Here is an 18,759-nt window from a genome sequence, read left to right as displayed (position 1 = left end):
CTATCGAACGATTTTTATTTCGCAGGACGGTCGTTATCATGATTGCTAAATTATTCGTTCACTACCTTTCTCTTACTAGCGATGATCGCCAATATCGCTGGGCATACCTCAACTTTGTCAGTGCGTTACTTATTGCCGTTAACGGTCTATTTTTTGTCACTTACAATTTGTTTATTGATTATTATCCCGCTTGAATTTGGGCGATGGCACTGACACTAATATTGGACGTCACCAGCGTTTACTGGTTACTGATTAAGCGCAATGTATCCGTCTCGAGCTACATATTGGTGTCGATAGTGTTCGCGTCTGATTGAACGGAGACTAAGCCGCTATACATTAAGCCCACAATAATAACAAGACGGGCTTAAAGCTGGTGGCCAGCTGATAGGTGACCTATAGCCAGTACTCATATTGACCTTTGCCTTCAGCATGAATATGCGGTGATTGGCTTTATTTTGACGGTCAAATCCATTTTTCGTTTTGGAGAATTGAGTTAGAGTCGGAACTGTGACTTAACGTAATATATATTGCTGGGCCCTTTTCTTTCGGTAACATTCACGTCTCTTATCGCGTTAACTATTAATTTTATAAATGCATTATTGTTATAAATATAATTTCCTTTAATTATTGGATAATCGACGCCTTATCTGGAGTAATTATTCAAAAATAAGCGGAGACGTTTATTATTCATTTTCCAATTAACCTTTCACTAAGAGTAAGGGTAATCTAAATATCCTTAAGGTTAGTGGAGTTATACCTTTGTTAAGACATGCTATTGATCATAATTATTATTTTTGAGTGTTGAAATTGAAACTTAGGTTAATTATAAGTAGATTTAATAGAATAACATGTAGTAATTAAATAAAATCGAAATCTACCTCTTTTGTCTGGTTATTGAGGTCGTGCGTTCTGGTTGCCAAACCCTATGTGTACGACGAAAGATTCTCGGGTCACTGGTTTATTGATGTTTGTGTTATTTATGACTGCTCATCATCGAATACATTTAAGGAGTACGACATAGTTAACTTCGCGGTATTAATTCTAGGTAGTGGCATTATTTTGTTTTCACTGATTGCGATTATTTATACATTTCGTAATAAACGTAAAACGGAAATGATACATCACTTAGCACGCTATGCACTGCGTGACGTAAGAAATATTAACGCCTATAAAAAGCAGTGGGCCATTGCTAAGGCGTTAAGTCAAAAACACGGGCACGATGATGATGTTTTTCTTCAGGAGGAGCGCCTAGAAGGCGCATTTAATGCACTTGAAGATGAGCTATATCAACTTGATATGTTGGTGAACAATCATCGTTTCTCATGGACTGCTTTGGCTCTGAATCTGCGTAACTGCTGGATGGATATTAAACTTAATACTGACAAACAGCAGAGTGTCGTCAATCTAACAGCGTTGAATGATGAATTTGAAGTGCAATACGTAGGGTTAATTGATGCCCTAGAAATGCTAGAAGAGGATGATTATTGATTGTTTTGTATTTTGATAATTATTATCATTTAGTTTAGCTGTTATTGAAAATAAAAAAGCCACCGAAGAGGTGGCGCTAAAAATAAGCGATTTGAGTTTATCAGATAGAAGAGATTTAAATTTAAACCATTTCTAATTTTTATCAAGATTAAATTACATATTCTTTCGCTTGGATCGTGAGCTGCCCGTTCACTCGCAAATTTATTAAAATATTTACTCTAATAATGCGAGGTAAAGCAATATATTTAAGGTTATTTATAAAATAAAAAACGATGGTTTGTTTTTTATATAACATTTAAATTAATTTATGGTTAGAAGTTGGTATTCTTAAAGTTTCTTAATTAAAAACTTAATATTTTCAATTGGTTATCTTTGATGTAGTGAGCTTTTTTACATCAATAGTTGGCTGTCGTTTGGGGATGTAAAGAGTCAACACACCGAGTGCTGACTCTTTATCGGTTACACTTTAAAAATCCGAATTGCGTCATCAAGGTCACGAGCGAGGGTATCAAGATCGTCAACATTGGTGTTGCAAGCCATCACCGCACTATTTGATTCGTTGATCATCTGTGAGATTTTTTCGAAGTGCTTCGCGAGTTCATCAGCGACGATGGTTTGCTCCGAAGTTGCATTCGAGACATCTTTAACCATCGTCAGGGTATCAAGCGAACTGTTTTTAATGTCTTCAAGCATGGTTGCCACCTGAGCCGAGGTGGTCACACTGTTCTCTACCGTCGGCAAAATCGATTTTACAAGGTTGGCCACTTGATCCGTTTCCGTCTGTACTACACCAATCGTATCTGTGATTTCAGAGGTGGCTTTAGCCGTGCGAGAGGCAAGGGTTCGCACTTCATCAGCGACGACCGCAAACCCACGGCCTTGTTCTCCTGCACGTGCTGCTTCTATTGCAGCGTTAAGCGCAAGCAGGTTTGTTTGTTCTGCGATATCATTAATGACATTGACGACTTCACCAATTTGCGATGAACGCTGTTGCAGTTTATCGATGTTTCCTACCGATTCTTCAAGCTGTTTGGAAATTGCCTGAATATGGTCTGATGAAGCCAAAACTACCATTTCCCCCTCGCCGCACATGGTATTTGAGCGTACTGAGTTGTCCTCAGTTTGTGTCGCGTGACGGGCGATCTCTTCAATGCAAGTTGAAAGCTCTTGTATTGAAGCGGCTGTCGAGTGGGAGGCATCAGAGGAAGCGGTTGAAGCCGCAGAGATATTCTCCATCTGGGTTTTTAATTGCGCAGTAGATGTGGTCAGTTGTTTTGAACCAGAGCGAATACTCTGCACCGCATCGCGAAGTGATTGTTGCATTTTGGATATGGAGCCCAGCAAGCTGTTATCGCTGAACTTACCTTGAATTTTCTCATCGAGATTACCTTGGGCTATATGTTGGGTAATGGCCATGGCGTAACTTGGTTCGCCGCCGATTTTGCCAAGAATATTTCGAGCGATGTAAAGGGCGATAGCAATAATGACCGCCAGCACCAATACCGACAAGGCAAGAAACGAGATGACCACTTGCCAATAAGCTTCGTTGATATCATCCATATAGGCGCCAATGCCCATTACCCAATTCCAATTGGGTATTTTGGCCATACCATTAATTTTGACGATCATTTCATCGGTGCCAGGTTTGCTGTTATTGGACACTTTGAAATCAAGCGTTTTGCCACGCAGTTGAGCGATCGCTTCTGGGTATGACTTTTGATAGGTGCCGACAACGCCATCTCGGACGTGCACTCGTGCGATGCCATTGTTGTCATTCGCCCAAATGTAGGAGCTACCGTATCGAATGCCAGATAAAATATCGACAACACGCTCTTCCGCTTGTTCTCGGGTAATTTTCCCAGATTGTTCCATTTCTACCCAGCGATTTACTTGGTTGAGGGTTAAATTCAAAATCGTTTCGATTTCATGCTTTCTCCCTTCAATTAATTGATTATTGAGTAGCTTTAATGCGAGGGTGCCATTAAGTAAAAGTGCAATCGCCATGACTGCAATTAAACTGGCCAGTTGTTTCGAAAGTTTCATGGGGGCCTCATTTCTTTGAACATCAATAAAGTGTCAATCAAATGCGCCGCGGCGCACTGCTTAAATGGGTGTTAGGTATTATTTGAATTATCATGGTTGTGTTATGCAGCATTGGACGACCCAACCCGTCCAATGCTGTTTTCTCTTTTAGTTTTGAATGTGGTCGAACGTGACTAGCGAACAAATTGACTGTCTAACCAGTCAAATGCCTCCTCTTGCATGTCTTCGGTAAAGGTGTGGCCTTTGTTTGGCCAAATTTTCGTTGTAAGTTTGTCGTCGGCTTGATTGGCATCCCACACTGAATGCATTTTGTTGAAAGCCGTTTCAACGGAGTCGATAGGAAAAAGCGTATCTTGGCCGCCTGCGAATACCAGCATTGGCTTTGGTGCACTGAGTGCGGCGATGTCGGGATAGTCAAGATACTTACTGATGGTAGGATGAAGCATGCTGAAGGCAGACTGTCCTTTAAGCTGGTTGTTGCCAGGCACCATCAAACCTTTCATGGTGCCCATCCAGCAATCGACGACGCCCGCAGTAATGTCATCAGAGAGAGCGGTGACTTGCCAGGCGCGAAAAGCCCCCATTGAAAAACCGACCGCCGCCACACGTTTGCGGTCAACTTCGGGTTGGTGGGCAAGAAATTGGGCGGCGCGAGCATCTTCTAAAGCGATGATGCCAGCAAATGACGAACCGAGATTAAAGAGGTTAGAGGCTAAGGCTTGTTGCGAGTCGGTTTTAAATCCTTCAACTGAGCGGTCACCCCATCCCAATGCATCAATAGAGAGGACGACATAGCCACGTTTCGCCAGTTCATCACCAGGATAGCGACCGGAGAAGTAGCGTTGTGCCCAATCCTGCGATGACGCTAGGCGCGCATCGTTATTCCAGGTTTCAACAAATTTTTCCTTGCCGATATCGAACTTGCTGCCGTGGTCGTGTAAAAACAGCGCGGCGGGGAATGGGCCTCGGCCTTTAGGGATCAGCTTTAAGGCCATAACGCGAGACTCCGCACTGATATTAAACACAATTTTCTGAGCAATATAATCGCCACGATCAATTTCATCGATAACCATTGGCATAAAAGGCGTTTTGTCTTGGTAGGGGAAGATCACGTCACGGGCTTTTTCAAGACCACGTTTGCGCCACTGCTTAGGGTTCTTAATGTCATCGTTCCAAGCTAAGGCAAATGGCATTCGTTCTTTGAGCTGCTCATAAAACAGCGGAAAAGTGCGATCAGGAGAATCAAACGCTTGCGTTTGATACTCTGGGCCGCTGGCAGCAGAAAATGCCGTTGAGGTAAAGCAGGTGACACAGGCAGTCGCGAGTAGGGTAATAACGTTCTTTTTCATTAGTATTTTCGTCCTTGTGAGATGGTATTATCATCACTTGAGAAATTATAAGAACGTGAAATCAATTGTCGTGATTGTACTGGCAAATTAGGATTGCCGATCGAGTTTTTAAAAAGGTGTTTTATTATTTATTGGTAGGTTGTCACGTTTATTTGTGGGCGAGTGTTATGCTGTTCTAAATGTGGTTAGTACATTGAAGCGTGGCGTCCGTGTGCTTCATGTGATTGCGAAGAAAAAAAGCGACACCTGTGTGCCGCTTAGAAATTTAAAATCAAGGTTCAGATATTTATCACTAAAGTATGGTCTTTATTCTCCGATGAACCCGCCAGTCTGATGGGCCCAAAGTTGGGCGTAAATACCTTTCTTTTCAATCAGCTCTTGATGGGAGCCTTGTTCAACAATTTGCCCTTGTTCCATCACAATTAACCGATCCATCGCGGCAATGGTCGATAAGCGGTGAGCAATGGCAATCACGGTTTTGCCTTCCATCAAAGCATCAAGGTTTTCCTGAATTGCAACTTCCACTTCAGAATCCAATGCTGAGGTCGCTTCGTCCATAATCAAAATAGGCGCGTTTTTGAGTAAGACGCGAGCAATGGCAATACGTTGACGCTGACCACCCGATAATTTCACACCCCGTTCACCGACTTCGACATCATAGCCACTGCGTCCCTGTTCATCACGCAGCGTGGTGATGAATTCATGCGCATGCGCTTGTTTGGCCGCTTCAATTAATGCTTCTTCACTGGCATCAGGCGCACCGTAAAGAATATTATCGCGAATGGAGCGGTGCAATAATGAGGTGTCTTGAGTAATCATGCCTATTTGATGACGCAGTGACTCCTGAGATACCTGTGAAATATCTTGGCCATCAATACGAATGGTTCCAGAGTTAATGTCGTAAAAGCGCAGCAGCAAGTTAACTAAGCTGGATTTACCTGCTCCAGAACGCCCGACAATCCCCACTTTCTCACCCGGCTTAAGTGTGAGTTTCAATTGATTAAACACCGAAACTTCGTCGCTGTAATTAAAGTTGACGTGGTCAAACTCAATTTTGCCTTGGTTTACCTTAAGGGGTTTGGCGTTAGGGACATCTTTGATCTCAACATCGGTTGAGATGGTATTCATGCCATCAACCACGGTGCCGATATTTTCGAACAGCCCGCTTAGCTCCCACATGATCCATTTCGACATACCTTGTACGCGCAAAGCAATACTGATCGCGACAGCGATAACGCCAACCGTCACCGAAGCGTCCATCCACAACATGATAGAAAGCGCTGCAATTGAAAACAGCAATAAATAGTTAAGAATGTCGACACTTAACAGCAGGCAAGTGGCCATTCTCATTTGGCGATATACGGTTTGCAGGAATGACTTCATACTGCTTTCTGCATACTTCATTTCACGTTCTGAATGTGAAAACAGCTTGACGGTCGTGATGTTGGTATAGCTATCGACAATGCGTCCTGTCATCTGCGAACGTGCATCGGCTTGGTCTGTCGCAATGGCTTTCATGCGCGGGATAAAATAAAACTGGATGACGATATAGAGGATAAGCCAGATAAGGATAGGCAACATCATCACCAGATCTGCTTCACCCATCATCCACACCATCGAGGCAAAATAGACACTGATGTAGACCATCACATCGACCAACTTCATCACCGTTTCACGAATCGCTAAAGCGCTTTGCATTACTTTCGTGGCGACACGTCCGGCGAAATCCCGTTGAAAAAAGCCAACGCTTTGCTTTAGCAGATAACGATGCACTAACCAGCGGATAGACATCGGATAGTTACCCAGCAATGTTTGATGCATGATCATCGAGTGCGTGAACGCCAAAATCGGCATGACCACCACCACGAGCAGGCCCATCGACCACAAGGTGTCACTTTGGTTTTGCCAAAATGTTGAGCGCTCTTGGCTGCCAAGAATATCCACCAGTTCGCCCATGTAGCGAAGCAAAGTCACCTCTGCAATGGCGACACATGCACTGAGGATCGACATTAAAATAAGCGGTATTTCATAACCACGCGTGTAATGTCGGCAAAAACCTAATAGGTTTTTAGGTGGCTTTTGTGGCTCCTCTTGGGGAAAAGGAGTGGTAAGGCTTTCGAACCATTGAAACATGAATAAATAGACCTAACGCAATGAAAAAGAAATGTGTATTTATTGACCGGAATTTGTAGAAACTCTGTTAACGATCAAAGAAATGCGCGCTCATGATAAGCGTAATTGACGCAAGACTCAAATATGAACAACTTGATTCATCAGTTAACAGAACGGGTAGGGAGAAGAAAAACCAGCAAACGGTTATCCGTCTGCTGGTTTAAAGCAAGCATTACTCAGGTTGAGTTTGCTGCTCCGGGTAGATAAGTGCGGAGGTATCAAAACCTGCTTTTTTTGCAATGGTCTGATATTTGTCGAGCTGAGCGTCAGTCAGAGTCGGTGTGCGCGATAAAATCCACATATAATCGCGATTATAGCCACTGACTAAGGCGACAGAGTAATCCGGTTCTAAGAAGTAGACGATATAACTGCTGTAGAACGGCCCGAAAAATGACACTTTGAGGTGGCCTTCGTCATTGTCGCCAGCAAATTTAGCTTTGCCAACTGCCTCGCTCCACTCATTGTCTTCTTGGTTCCACCCTTTATTAATGACTTCAACGCTGCCGTCTTCTTGCAATGTGTAGGTCGCTGATATATTGGATAAGCCCCGTTCAAATGGGTGATCGAGCCTGGCGATTTCATACCATTTTCCCATATAAGTCTGCACATCAAAGTTATCTACAGGTTGAATGTCATCAGGAATCCCCGTACAAGCTGCGAGCGATATTGCGGTAAATAGGGTGATAAAAGCACGTTTTATCCAAGCCATAGTTGTCAGTCCTTATTGATGAGATGCGAAGTAAAGATAGCTGTAAAATCAACATCATGATAGCAATTCAAACGCCAATTGTTATACGCAAGAAAAAGAATTTAGGATGAGGCTCGTTGGTGAGAGAAGTTTTGACTTCGAATTTGAGCGTTTTACCTACCCCTTTAGGGTAGTTTGGACGGTGAATTGATTTATATCATCTAACGTTTTGGCTGCGCATTTAAAAATTCACTCAGTGAAATAATTAACACTTAGGAATTCTTATGGGCAAGTTGAAACTTGTGGTCATCGGTAATGGGATGGTTGGCCACCGATTTTTAGAAGACCTGGTTGAGAAAGCTGACGTCTCTCAGTTCGAAGTGACGGTATTTTGTGAAGAGCCCCGTGTTGCTTATGACCGTGTGCATCTCTCATCCTACTTCTCTCACCATACTGCTGATGAACTTTCTCTTGTGAAAGAAGGATTTTTTGACAAGCACGGTATTCAGGTATTGGTGGGCGAGCGCGCCATCAATATTAACCGCGACAATAAAACCGTCTATTCAAGCTCAGGCCGAGAAATTGGTTATGACAAGCTGGTTCTTGCTACGGGCTCATATCCATTCGTACCACCGATTAAAGGCAATGAAAACAAAGACTGTTTTGTTTACCGCACCATAGAAGACCTAAAAGCGATAGAAGCGTGTGCTAAGCACAGCAAAAGTGGTGTTGTCGTTGGTGGCGGCTTGTTAGGGCTTGAAGCCGCGGGGGCATTGAAAGCTTTGGGCGTGACGACGCATGTGGTTGAATTCGCGTCTGTACTGATGGCAGAGCAACTCGACGCGCAAGGTGGGTTGCAGCTACGCAATAAAATTGAACGCATGGGCGTTCAAGTCCATACCAGTAAGAATACCTTGGAGATCGTTGCGGGTGGTGAACAGGCTCGTAATACCATGCAATTTGCTGATGGTTCGGCGTTAGAAACGGACTTTATCGTGTTTTCGGCAGGTATTCGCCCACAAGATAAGCTAGCTCGTCAAATGGGGCTAGATATTGCGCCGCGCGGCGGCGTCGCAATCAATGACAGATGCCAAACATCAGACGGCGATATTTACGCGATTGGCGAATGCGCATCGTGGAATGAAAAGTTCTACGGGTTAGTCGCGCCCGGCTACAAAATGGCAACGGTCGCGGTCGACCATTTACTTGGCCACAGCAGTCGGTTTGAAGGTGCTGATATGAGCGCTAAGCTCAAGCTGTTGGGAGTGAAAGTGGGTTCGATTGGCGATGCCAATGGGCGAACGCCAAATTGCAAAAGTTATGTTTATCAAAATGAAGATCTAGACGTTTATAAGCGAATTATCGTCTCTGAGGATGGTAAAAAACTGCTTGGCGCCGTGTTGGTTGGCGATACGTCAGACTACGGTGATTTGTTGCAATTAATGCTCAATGAAATCGAACTGCCTCAGCATCCCGATAGCTTAATTTTACCGGCACATGCGGGCGCAGAAAAGCCGGCACTGGGTGCGGATGCACTTCCTGAAAGCGCGGTTATTTGCTCTTGTTTTGATGTCACCAAAGGCAAAATCGCTCAAGCGGTAGCCGATGGTTGTCATACGCTGGCTGATGTCAAAGCCGCTACAGGCGCAGGCTCGGGGTGTGGCGGCTGCGTGCCGCTCGTCACTTCAGTGCTGAATGCCGAATTGGCGAAGTCAGGTATTGAAGTAAAAAATGACGTTTGCGCTCACTTTGCTTATTCGCGTCAAGAGCTGTTTCATTTAGTGCGTATCGAAGAGATTAAAACGTTTGATGAACTGCTTGAGAAGCACGGTCATGGCTATGGTTGTGAGGTATGTAAACCTCTCGTCGGATCCATTTTGGCCTCTTGCTGGGGTGAGCATATTCTTAAGCCACAGCTTGTCAAACTGCATGACACCAATGACAACTTCCTTGGCAATATTCAAAAAGATGGCACCTATTCTGTGATTCCACGGATGGCTGGCGGTGAAGTAACGCCTCAAGCTCTTGGTGTATTGGCGCAAGTCGCGGAGCAATACAAGTTGTACACGAAGGTGACTGGCGCTCAGCGTATCGGTTTATTTGGCGCTCATAAAGATGACCTGCCAGCCATTTGGTCACAGCTGATCAAAGCTGGATTCGAAACAGGCCAAGCGTACGCCAAGGCGCTGCGGATGGCGAAAACCTGCGTTGGCTCAACCTGGTGTCGTTATGGTGTTCAGGATTCTATTGGCTTGGGCTCTTACATCGAGAACCGTTACAAAGGCATTCGCACCCCACATAAAATGAAGTTTGGTGTCTCTGGCTGTACGCGTGAATGTGCAGAAGCGCAAGGTAAAGATCTTGGCATTATCGCGACGGATGCTGGCTGGAATATGTACGTTTGCGGTAACGGTGGGATGAAACCCCGTCATGCCGACTTGTTGGCGAGTGATCTCGATAAAGCAACGCTGATCAAATATATCGACCGCTTCATGATGTTCTACATTCGCACAGCGGCTCCGCTTCAACGAACTTCCGTCTGGTTTGAAAATCTCGAAGGCGGCATTGATTACCTGCGTGAAGTGATTATTGATGACAAGTTGGGCATCAACCAACAGCTAGAAGCGGATGTTGCTAAGTTGGTCGAGGCCTATCACTGCGAATGGACGGAAGCGCTCGCTGACGAATCAAAACTTAAGCGTTTTGCCCATTTCGTCAACTCAGAACAACGTGATGATAACGTTGTGTTTGTTGATGAACGTCAGCAACACCGCCCTGCGACGCTGAGTGAAAAGTACCCACAGCGTAAAGGCGATATTCTACATGTCGCTGCCAGTGAAGCCTAAGAGGAACCCCATTATGCCATTTGAAAAAGTCTGTCTTATTGACGATATCATTCCGGGGACGGGCGTTTGCGCGCTAGTCAATGGTGAACAAGTCGCGGTTTTTCGTCCGACACTCGACGAACAAGTTTTCGCTATCAGTAATACCGACCCATTTTTTGAAGCCAACGTATTATCACGTGGCCTTATTTGTGAGCATCAGGAAGCGCTTTGGGTTGCGAGCCCATTGAAAAAGCAGCGCTTTAATCTTGCGACAGGTGAGTGTTTGGAGGATGCGCGGTTTAGCGTCAAGCCATACCAAGCTCGTGTCATCAATGGTGAGGTCGAAATCGCCGCATAGTGGCAGCGCCCTCCCTTTTATGGGAGGGCAAATCCAACTGATGGAATAGCCAAAGATCTTTGAGAAGTCCCTTTGCCTATTCAATCCTAAACCTTTTAATTTTCACTTTTGATAGGGATACAATTATGTCTGCATTAAAACCTGTAGAATTTGTCCAAACCATGATCGATGTTGGCGAAGCCAAAATCAAAACGAGCACGCGTGATTTAATTTTACGCGGTGCAATGGCAGGGATCATCTTGTCGTTAGCGGTAGTGGTGGCCATCACCGCCATTACTCAAACTGGACTTGGCGTGGTGGGCGCGTTGGTCTTTCCCGTCGGGTTTTGTATTTTGAGCTTGATGGGGTATGACTTAGTCACCGGAGTCTTTGGTTTAGCGCCATTGGCTAAGCTTGATAACCGTTCAGGTGTGACTTGGGGTCGTGTTGTGCGCTGTTGGGCACTCGTCGGGTTTGGTAATTTGCTTGGCTCGTTGATTGTTGCGGGTTTGATTGCGTTATCGCTAACCATGAACTTTAGCATGGAGCCCAATGCAGTAGGGCAGACGTTTATTAAAGTGTCTACTGCGCGCACCGTTGGTTTTGAGCAATTGGGCGCAGACGGTTGGATTACCTGTTTCGTGCGTGGGATTTTATGTAACCTAATGGTGTGTCTTGGGGTCATTGGTAATATGACTGCGCGTTCAGTGGCTGGAAAAATTGCTGCCATGTGGTTGCCTATCTTTATCTTTTTCGCGTTGGTATTTGAGCACGCGGTTGTGAATATGTTTTTGTTCCCACTTGGCATGATGCTTGGCGCTGACTTTGGCGTTGCCACTTGGCTTAACTTCAATTTGGTTCCCACTATTTTGGGTAATATTGTCGGTGGGTTGCTATTTACGGCAATTCCTCTGTATCTAACTCATGCGAAAACCGCGCCTGCGTTAGGTTCTCAGTCACAAGATACCACTCAGACGGTATTTCATTCGAAGTAAGGCAATGATGGGCTTTGCCTCAAGTGAAGCCCATGTATTCCTCTGTGTGAGGATAACAAGTCATGTTCTGAAAACGGTGAATGTAACTTTTTATCCTTAAACTCCTGTACTTCTCCTTTTTATGAGGACTTGCGTAATGATGACAAATCATTCCTTCGCCGATTTAGGCTTTGTATCCTTAGTAGGCGCAGGGCCAGGCGACCCAGAGCTGCTGACTGTGAAAGCGCTGCGTGTTATTCAGCAAGCCCAAGTTGTGGTCTACGATCGTTTGGTTTCTCAAGCGATTCTTGACTTAGCCCCGACCGACGCTGAGCGTATTTACGTCGGTAAGCAGCTCGATTTTCATTGTGTTCCTCAATCTCAAATTAACCAGATCTTGGTCGACAAGGCGCAGCAAGGAAAACGTGTTGTGCGTTTGAAAGGCGGAGACTCGTTTATTTTTGGTCGAGGAGGCGAAGAGCTTGAAGTGCTCGCGCAGCACCAAATTCGTTACGAAGTTGTGCCTGGTATCACTGCTGCCGCTGGTGCAACGGCTTACGCGGGTATTCCACTCACTCATCGAGATTACGCGCAAAGTGTCCAGTTCATTACTGGGCATCTTCAAAAAAACGGAGCTCCAATCAATTGGCACTGCCTTGCACAAAGTAACCAAACCTTAGTGTTTTATATGGGGCTGAAGCAAAGTGGACATATCACTGAAAACCTGCTTCAAGCGGGGGTAAGTGGCGATATGCCGTGTGCAGTGATTGAACGAGGCACCACGGCTCGCCAACGTGTGATAACGGGGTGCTTGCAGCAACTACCGCATTTGGCGCTGCAAGCCGAAAGCCCAGCGCTGATTGTGGTTGGCCAGGTGGCCGAATTGCACCAAAAGCTACACTGGTTCCAACCTTGAGTATGCTGTGCTGATAATGAGATTAGTTAATGTCAGTTAATGATAACTAATTGCATTTATTTTCTGCAGCTTATATTCTTGCGACATCGACGTGTCATTTGTTCAAGTATTTATGTCTGCATCTTCATTCTTTTCCCAGCTGTACGTCAAATCGTCTGAAATAACACCCTATTTGTGTGGCTATGAGGGCGAGGTTGAACTGAAAGCCATTCGACCGCAGCAATCCAATGCTCAAGTCGTTCAGGAATTGTATTCGCAGATTGAACAACGCAACCCTGAGGCGGGCAGTGCATATTGGCTCACTCGAACTTGGTCCTTGCTATGTTGGCAGCCCACCTATCTTGCTTTTATTTCAGTTTATGGTTTTCAGCGCGTGCCGACGTTAACCCAACTTATTCAATATAAAACTGACTGCTTTGTAACCGGTTACCAATTTGATGAACTAACCGTCGAGCAAGGTGATCTAGAGCAGGTCATCGTTAAAGCAGGCGAGCAACTACGGCGACTGTTTGATGAATATCGAGAAGATATGGCGAACTGGACACGCATTCGCCCTGGGTTTGCTGACCATATTTTTGGCGATGCAATCATTGCGTGTTTATTGCAATGTTTTTATGCCCAGCAGGTGTCTCGAGAGCAGGTTTTTGAACACGCACGACTATGGCTTAACGCCTGTCGGTTGCCGTTATCGTTAACAGACACGTTGCTTGAGAAACTGCCTTCAGAACAGTTGGTTCAAGTACGAAAAAGCTGCTGTTTAATTTATAAATGCGATGGACGCGGGCTCTGTGCTAACTGCCCACGTTTGCCTGAAAACAAAGAATTGTTAGCGCGTTAGGCGAATGACAAAAAAATCAGTAGAGACCGAGTTACTCTCAGGTTCTTTGTTTTTGGTCATTGGAATTAACATCAAAAATCGTTACTATGGAATCTAGGTGATAATGAGATTGCTTATCAACTCGGCCATGTAACTTTTCTTAAAGTCATTGATTATTGATATGAAACTAACCAGATCCAAATTAGCCCTTTTACTAGCGGCAGTGTATTCCTCTTCTTTTTCTGCGTCTTTGTGGGCGCAGGAGTCGTTAAATCAAGCTCAATCAGTGCAGAGCAGAACCAATGCGGCTTCGGCGTCGAGCCAAAAAAACATTGATAAAAGTGCAGAGCAATCTTTGGAGTTACGTGGCGATATCGAACGACTTCAAGAAGAAGTAAAAAATATGAAAGTGTACCGCGACCACTTGTCCGCATTAGTGAAAAGCCAAGAAGGTGAAGCTGACAGTCTCGCGGTGCAAATTGAAGAGATTAAAGATACACGTCAAGGCATTGTGCCGCTGATGTATTCAATGTTGGATGGATTAAAGTCGATTGTCAGCAATGACAAACCCATAAAATTGGCTCAACGTCAGCAGCGTATCGAAAAGCTCGAGTCTTTAATGACGCGTGCAGATGTCAGTGATGCAGAGAAATACCGCCGTATTTTGGAGGCGTACCAAATAGAGATGGATTACGGCACCAAATTAGATGCGTATCAAGGCGAAGTCGATATTGATGGCCAAACTCGTCAAGCGGATATTTTACACCTTGGGCGCATTTCGCTCGTTGCACGCAATTTCGACCAGAGTGAATACTGGGCATGGAACCAGAAAACGCAGACTTGGCAAAGTGTTGACGCCAGCTTGCAACCTGAAATCAACAAAGCATTCAGTGTGGCAATGCAGCAAAGTGCTCCAAGCCTTTTGACCTTGCCAGTGTCTTTAGCAAAAGGAGAGGCAAACTAAGATGAAATTGAAAACACTCTCTATTGCGATGCTTTCAGTGACAATGTCACTTAATGTATTTGCAGCTGACTCTCTCGTAGGCTCCGCACAAACCGAACAACGTCAACAAGCGCAACATAACGCTCAGCGTGAAGCCGGTTTCAAGCAGACTCAGCAAGAGCTGCAAACGTTAAAAAACAAGTTGCAAGCAGAGCGCGAGCAACTGCAAACGCAAACGGATGAGTTGACTGAGCAGTTTAGCCAAAATGAAGACAACCTAGCACGCTTAGAAGAGCAGTTGCGACTTGAAAGTGGCAGCCTAGGTGAAGTATTTGGCGTCGTACGTCAAAACGCGAAAGAGCTGCAAAGTGAAATCCACCAATCCGTAACGAAAACCGATAACCAGCAATATGCATCGACTGTTGATGATATCGTCGACGCGAAGTCGCTGCCGTCGATGAAGCAACTGACCGGTCTTTGGAAGGCATTTGAAGAACAAATTTCAGCCAGCGGTGAGTTTTCTCATACAGAGATTAAATTTGTTGATGGTCAAGGGCAGATTTCTCAGGTGCCCGCAGAGCGTATCGGTAGCTTTGGCCTCATTACAGACCAAGGTTATGTCGATTGGAAAGGCGAGAAAGGTGAAGCTCAACGTTTTGCGAAGCAACCAGAGGATGGTCCAACCCTATCATCGCTTTCTGCTCTGGATGATGACGGCATTGTTAATATGGTGGTAGACCCATCACGAGGTGTGATGATTGACCAACTGTCGCTTACGCCAAGCCTGACTGAGCGTCTGCAAGCCGGTGGTGTTGTCGGTAAAATTATTCTTGGTCTATTGCTGATTGGTTTGATTATTGCGGTCGTCCGTGGTTCGAGCTTAGCTATCGCGCGTCAGAAAATTGGTGCGCAGCTTAAAAATCCTCAGCAGCCGGGTGATAACCCGCTTGGGCGTGTTCTTGGGGTATACAACAAAGAGCAAAATCAAACAGTGGAGGCATTAGAATTGCGTCTGCTTGAAGCGGTGGTTGATGAACAATCGAGCCTAGAAAAAGGGTTGTCGATGTTGAAACTTCTTGCTGCATTGGCGCCGATGTTGGGGCTACTGGGTACCGTAACCGGAATGATCGAAACGTTCCAGGTGATCACTCAATTTGGTAACGGCGATCCTAAAGTGATGGCCGGTGGCATTTCGATGGCTCTTATTACCACCGTTCTTGGTTTGGTGGCGGCGATGCCGTTATTGCTGGCCCATAACTTCTTGAGTTCACAGGCTGAGCACATTCGAAATATTCTTGAAAAGCAAGGTATTGGCCTTGTCGCCGAACAGGCTGAAAAAGAGCTTAAACCTTCTATGAACTCTGCGGTAGGGAATGCAGCGTAATGGAAAGCTTTAGCTTATTTGCTTGGTTGCCAGATGCTCTGATCAACACCAATTGGGTGATGACATTGCATCAGTTTATGCAGCAAGGTGGACAAGTACTTTGGTGGCTAGCCGTGGTGGTTTTGGTGTATTGGCTGCTGGTTGCTGAGCGTGCTTTGTACCTGTCTTTCTACTTTCCTAAGCAGCGTGCAGAGTGGGTTGAAAAATGGCAGCAACGTAAAGATCAAACATCTTGGTATGCTCGTTCGATTCGTGAGGGCTGGCTTGGAAAAGCGCAAAGCGATCTAACGCAAAACCTTAATTTTATCAAAGTATTGGTTGCCATTTGTCCGATGCTCGGTTTGCTGGGAACCGTAACGGGGATGATTTCTGTGTTTGATGTGATGGCCAACCAAGGCAGTAGTAATCCGAAATTGATGGCCGCAGGTATTTCACTTGCGACGCTGCCCACTATGGCAGGCATGGTGGCCGCATTAGTGGGTATGTTTGTCCACGCTCGATTGGTAAAAGCGTGTCAAATTCGAGAAGTTAAATTAGAAAAATCTTTGAGGAGTCAGAAGTGAGACTCGGTAGACGTCAATCAAAAGCAGAAGAAGCACAAATCGATTTAACCTCGATGTTAGATATCGTCTTTATCATGTTGATTTTCTTTATTGTCACCAGCTCTTTTGTGCGTGAGTCAGGTGTGGAAGTCAATCGTCCTCAGGCGTCACATGCGGTAAGCCAAAAAGACGCGGGTATTTTTGTCGCCATCACGTCAGCCAACGATATTTTTATCGATAAACGTATGGTAGATGCTGAGCGCGTTCAAGCGACGCTGGAACATTTGATACTGGATAAGCCTGATGCGTCATTAGTTATTCAGGCGGATGAACAAGCCTATAACGGCACCGTCGTTAAAGTGATGGATGCTGCTAAGGGGGCCGGGGTGAAAAACATCGCGTTAGCGGCGGAGAATCAGTAGTGAAACGTATTCTCCTCGCTGCACCAGTTGCCTTGGTTATGGCTTTTGCTGTGTTCTCGTTTATGGCGTGGATGATTGATAACGGAGGGCGTAAAGTGCCCGAATCCAAGCCGGCCCTGAGCTTTAATATGGTGATGGTAGAAAACGAACAAGATGTTCAGCGCCGCCAGCGTTCGGTGCCAGATAAACCTGAAATGCCTCAAGTACCAGAGCAAGCGCCAGTCAGTCAAGCGCAGGCAGATGTGACACCAATGACGGACATTCAGGCCGCGCCAGCGTTAGGACTTGACACCAGTATTCATGGGGTCGCGATTAACGCCCCAACATTTGGTGATTTTGGGGTCAATCAACAGGCAGTGCCGATCAACCGTGTTGATCCTCGGTATCCGCTACGCGCGCAGAAACGCAAAATTGAAGGCTATGTGTCGCTGTCGTTCACTATCGACAAAAGTGGTCGTCCAACGGATATCCAAGTCACGGATTCCGAGCCGAAACGAATTTTTGACAGGGAAGCGGTTAGAGCGTTGAGTAAATGGAAGTATCAGCCGCAAATTATTGATGGGAAAGCTGTCGAGCAGCCGAACCAAACAGTTAAAGTGGAGTTTAAATTAGCAAAATGATCAGACGAATTTTATGCTCAGTCCCTTTGCTAACGCTTTCTATGGCGAGTTTTGCCGCGCCGCAACTGAGTCAATATACGGCGATACGTGTTCAAAAAGCCAATGAACTTGCCTTAAAAGAGGAATACAAACCAGCCATTGAGGCGCTCAATTCGATAGATACCTCTCGTGACTATGATCGCGCTTATGTGGAGCGTATGCTCGGCGTTTTCTATTGGCAGGCTGGAAATAGCCAGCAGGCCATTGCCCATCTAAAAAAGGCGGTTGAGAGTCACCTGCTTGAAGATGAGCAAGGTTGGACAACACAACGCATGCTTGCTGATTTGTTAATGACTAATCAGCAATATACGCAAGCGATTAGTCACTACCAAGCATTGACTAAGAATGTGCCTCAAAATCAAAAAGCTGAAGAGATTTGGTTTCGATTGGCGCAAGCGCAATACCAAGTTGAGCAATGGGCGCCGGTTTTAAGTTCTCTAGGGCAATACCAGAAGTTTAAAGCCATTAATGAAGTGCCCACTTTGTCGTTAAAGTTGGGAGCGCAATTAGCCCTTGAACGCTGGAAGTCAGCCATTCCAACGTTGGAAAAATTGGTCAGCCTGGAGCCAAATAAGCTCTCTTGGTGGCGCCAGTTGGTTGGTCTTCAAGTGCAAACTAAGCAGTATGGTAAAGCGCTTGATACACTGGCATTAGCGAAGCTGAACAAGCTCGCGCTTTCTGAGCAAGACTTACGTCTACTTGCTCAACTTTATGCGCAGCGAGGCATCCCAGAGCGTGCCGCTATAACGCTTTCTGAGCTTGCGGGTTCACAGAGTGAGTTGAAGCTTATCACTCAGCAAGCTGTCTATTGGCAACAAGCCAAAGAGTGGGATAACGCAATTGAACAGTGGGAGCTGGCATCTCGCCAAGATAGCAAGTATCAATGGAACTTAGCACAAGTTCTGCTTCAGCAAGGCTACTATGACCGTGCGATCGTCGCGCTTGAAAAAGTCGAGCAACGTGATAAGCAGCGTAGAGTCTTATTAGCGAAAGCCCGAGCTTACTACAAGCTTAATGAGTTGGATAAAGCGTTAGTTGAAGCAAAAGAAGCGCATAACATTGAGCATTCGAAAGAATCTGAAAGCTGGATCAAATTCCTCACGAACTTGAGAAAAACCAAGCAAGGTGTTGAGAGCTAGACTTCAATCCACCGACTCAACATAAAAAAGGATGCCAATTGGCATCCTTTTTTGTTTCTTA

At 45.4% G+C, this 18,759-nt stretch carries 17 protein-coding genes; 13 read left to right on the top strand and 4 right to left on the bottom strand.

What is annotated here, in order from left to right; genetic code table 11:
• Positions 1-38: 38 nt before the first annotated feature.
• Positions 39-194 carry a hypothetical protein gene (locus tag M1D72_RS15110; protein WP_456295713.1) on the top strand — a complete coding sequence of 52 codons (156 nt, stop codon included), beginning with the start codon at positions 39-41 and terminating at the stop codon, positions 192-194.
• 733 nt (positions 195-927) lie between these two features.
• Positions 928-1,488 carry a hypothetical protein gene (locus M1D72_RS15105; RefSeq protein ID WP_456295712.1) on the top strand — a complete coding sequence of 187 codons (561 nt, stop codon included), beginning with the start codon at positions 928-930 and terminating at the stop codon, positions 1,486-1,488.
• 459 nt (positions 1,489-1,947) lie between these two features.
• Here M1D72_RS15105 and M1D72_RS15100 read toward each other — a convergent pair whose 3' ends face one another.
• From M1D72_RS15100 to M1D72_RS15085, 4 genes are all read right to left on the bottom strand, one after another.
• Positions 1,948-3,531 (bottom strand): methyl-accepting chemotaxis protein, encoded by a 1,584-nt coding sequence (locus M1D72_RS15100; protein ID WP_456295711.1) that lies wholly within the window; start codon positions 3,529-3,531, stop codon positions 1,948-1,950.
• Between the two features lie 173 nt (positions 3,532-3,704).
• A complete protein-coding gene (locus tag M1D72_RS15095) occupies positions 3,705-4,880 on the bottom strand; it encodes a dienelactone hydrolase family protein (RefSeq protein ID WP_456295710.1) in 1,176 nt (391 codons plus the stop codon).
• A 306-nt stretch (positions 4,881-5,186) separates the two neighbouring features.
• Positions 5,187-7,013 carry an ABC transporter ATP-binding protein gene (locus M1D72_RS15090; protein ID WP_456295709.1) on the bottom strand — a complete coding sequence of 609 codons (1,827 nt, stop codon included), beginning with the start codon at positions 7,011-7,013 and terminating at the stop codon, positions 5,187-5,189.
• Between the two features lie 211 nt (positions 7,014-7,224).
• Positions 7,225-7,761 (bottom strand): lipocalin family protein, encoded by a 537-nt coding sequence (locus M1D72_RS15085; protein ID WP_390189771.1) that lies wholly within the window; start codon positions 7,759-7,761, stop codon positions 7,225-7,227.
• 263 nt (positions 7,762-8,024) lie between these two features.
• Between M1D72_RS15085 and nirB the strand changes: the two genes are divergently transcribed.
• The 11 genes from nirB to M1D72_RS15030 all read left to right on the top strand — a co-directional run bounded on the left by nirB (position 8,025) and on the right by M1D72_RS15030 (position 18,698).
• On the top strand, positions 8,025-10,586 hold the full coding sequence (gene nirB, locus M1D72_RS15080) for a nitrite reductase large subunit NirB (RefSeq protein WP_456295708.1): 2,562 nt from the start codon (positions 8,025-8,027) through the stop codon (positions 10,584-10,586).
• 13 nt (positions 10,587-10,599) lie between these two features.
• A complete protein-coding gene (gene nirD / locus M1D72_RS15075) occupies positions 10,600-10,923 on the top strand; it encodes a nitrite reductase small subunit NirD (protein WP_456295707.1) in 324 nt (107 codons plus the stop codon).
• A gap of 125 nt (positions 10,924-11,048) precedes the next feature.
• Complete coding sequence (locus M1D72_RS15070; protein ID WP_456295706.1) at positions 11,049-11,897, top strand: formate/nitrite transporter family protein; 849 nt, start codon at positions 11,049-11,051, stop codon at positions 11,895-11,897.
• Positions 11,898-12,033: 136 nt separating this feature from the next.
• Positions 12,034-12,792 (top strand): uroporphyrinogen-III C-methyltransferase, encoded by a 759-nt coding sequence (gene cobA, locus M1D72_RS15065; protein ID WP_456295705.1) that lies wholly within the window; start codon positions 12,034-12,036, stop codon positions 12,790-12,792.
• Positions 12,793-12,883: 91 nt separating this feature from the next.
• Positions 12,884-13,630, top strand: coding sequence for a siderophore ferric iron reductase (locus tag M1D72_RS15060; protein WP_456295704.1), 747 nt, complete (start codon positions 12,884-12,886; stop codon positions 13,628-13,630).
• Positions 13,631-13,790: 160 nt separating this feature from the next.
• On the top strand, positions 13,791-14,573 hold the full coding sequence (locus M1D72_RS15055) for a DUF3450 domain-containing protein (RefSeq protein ID WP_456295703.1): 783 nt from the start codon (positions 13,791-13,793) through the stop codon (positions 14,571-14,573).
• 1 nt (position 14,574) lies between these two features.
• Complete coding sequence (locus M1D72_RS15050) at positions 14,575-15,936, top strand: MotA/TolQ/ExbB proton channel family protein (protein ID WP_456295702.1); 1,362 nt, start codon at positions 14,575-14,577, stop codon at positions 15,934-15,936.
• A gap of 59 nt (positions 15,937-15,995) precedes the next feature.
• Positions 15,996-16,499 (top strand): MotA/TolQ/ExbB proton channel family protein, encoded by a 504-nt coding sequence (locus tag M1D72_RS15045; RefSeq protein ID WP_456297404.1) that lies wholly within the window; start codon positions 15,996-15,998, stop codon positions 16,497-16,499.
• Positions 16,496-16,900: an ExbD/TolR family protein gene (locus M1D72_RS15040; RefSeq protein WP_456295701.1), complete on the top strand. Its 405-nt coding sequence runs from the start codon at positions 16,496-16,498 to the stop codon at positions 16,898-16,900. The genes M1D72_RS15045 and M1D72_RS15040 overlap by 4 nt, the downstream gene beginning before the upstream one ends.
• Positions 16,900-17,520: an energy transducer TonB gene (locus tag M1D72_RS15035; RefSeq protein ID WP_390189787.1), complete on the top strand. Its 621-nt coding sequence runs from the start codon at positions 16,900-16,902 to the stop codon at positions 17,518-17,520. The genes M1D72_RS15040 and M1D72_RS15035 overlap by 1 nt, the downstream gene beginning before the upstream one ends.
• Positions 17,517-18,698, top strand: coding sequence for a tetratricopeptide repeat protein (locus M1D72_RS15030; RefSeq protein ID WP_456295700.1), 1,182 nt, complete (start codon positions 17,517-17,519; stop codon positions 18,696-18,698). The genes M1D72_RS15035 and M1D72_RS15030 overlap by 4 nt, the downstream gene beginning before the upstream one ends.
• The last annotated feature ends 61 nt before the right edge of the window (positions 18,699-18,759 follow it).

The sequence above is a fragment of the Vibrio sp. AK197 genome (assembly GCF_053903115.1).
The sequence above is the reverse complement of the archived record's forward strand: the minus strand, read 5'-3'. Positions and strand labels throughout refer to the sequence as shown.

Excerpts from the sequence above, each read along its gene's own strand:
- M1D72_RS15110 (WP_456295713.1), top strand. The coding sequence starts at position 39 with ATGATTGCTAAATTATTCGTTCACTACCTTTCTCTTACTAGCGATGAT.
- M1D72_RS15100 (WP_456295711.1), bottom strand. The coding sequence starts at position 3,531 with ATGAAACTTTCGAAACAACTGGCCAGTTTAATTGCAGTCATGGCGATT.
- M1D72_RS15095 (WP_456295710.1), bottom strand. The coding sequence starts at position 4,880 with ATGAAAAAGAACGTTATTACCCTACTCGCGACTGCCTGTGTCACCTGC.
- M1D72_RS15090 (WP_456295709.1), bottom strand. The coding sequence starts at position 7,013 with ATGTTTCAATGGTTCGAAAGCCTTACCACTCCTTTTCCCCAAGAGGAG.
- M1D72_RS15085 (WP_390189771.1), bottom strand. The coding sequence starts at position 7,761 with ATGGCTTGGATAAAACGTGCTTTTATCACCCTATTTACCGCAATATCG.
- nirB (WP_456295708.1), top strand. The coding sequence starts at position 8,025 with ATGGGCAAGTTGAAACTTGTGGTCATCGGTAATGGGATGGTTGGCCAC.
- nirD (WP_456295707.1), top strand. The coding sequence starts at position 10,600 with ATGCCATTTGAAAAAGTCTGTCTTATTGACGATATCATTCCGGGGACG.
- M1D72_RS15070 (WP_456295706.1), top strand. The coding sequence starts at position 11,049 with ATGTCTGCATTAAAACCTGTAGAATTTGTCCAAACCATGATCGATGTT.
- cobA (WP_456295705.1), top strand. The coding sequence starts at position 12,034 with ATGATGACAAATCATTCCTTCGCCGATTTAGGCTTTGTATCCTTAGTA.
- M1D72_RS15055 (WP_456295703.1), top strand. The coding sequence starts at position 13,791 with ATGAAACTAACCAGATCCAAATTAGCCCTTTTACTAGCGGCAGTGTAT.
- M1D72_RS15050 (WP_456295702.1), top strand. The coding sequence starts at position 14,575 with ATGAAATTGAAAACACTCTCTATTGCGATGCTTTCAGTGACAATGTCA.
- M1D72_RS15045 (WP_456297404.1), top strand. The coding sequence starts at position 15,996 with ATGACATTGCATCAGTTTATGCAGCAAGGTGGACAAGTACTTTGGTGG.
- M1D72_RS15030 (WP_456295700.1), top strand. The coding sequence starts at position 17,517 with ATGATCAGACGAATTTTATGCTCAGTCCCTTTGCTAACGCTTTCTATG.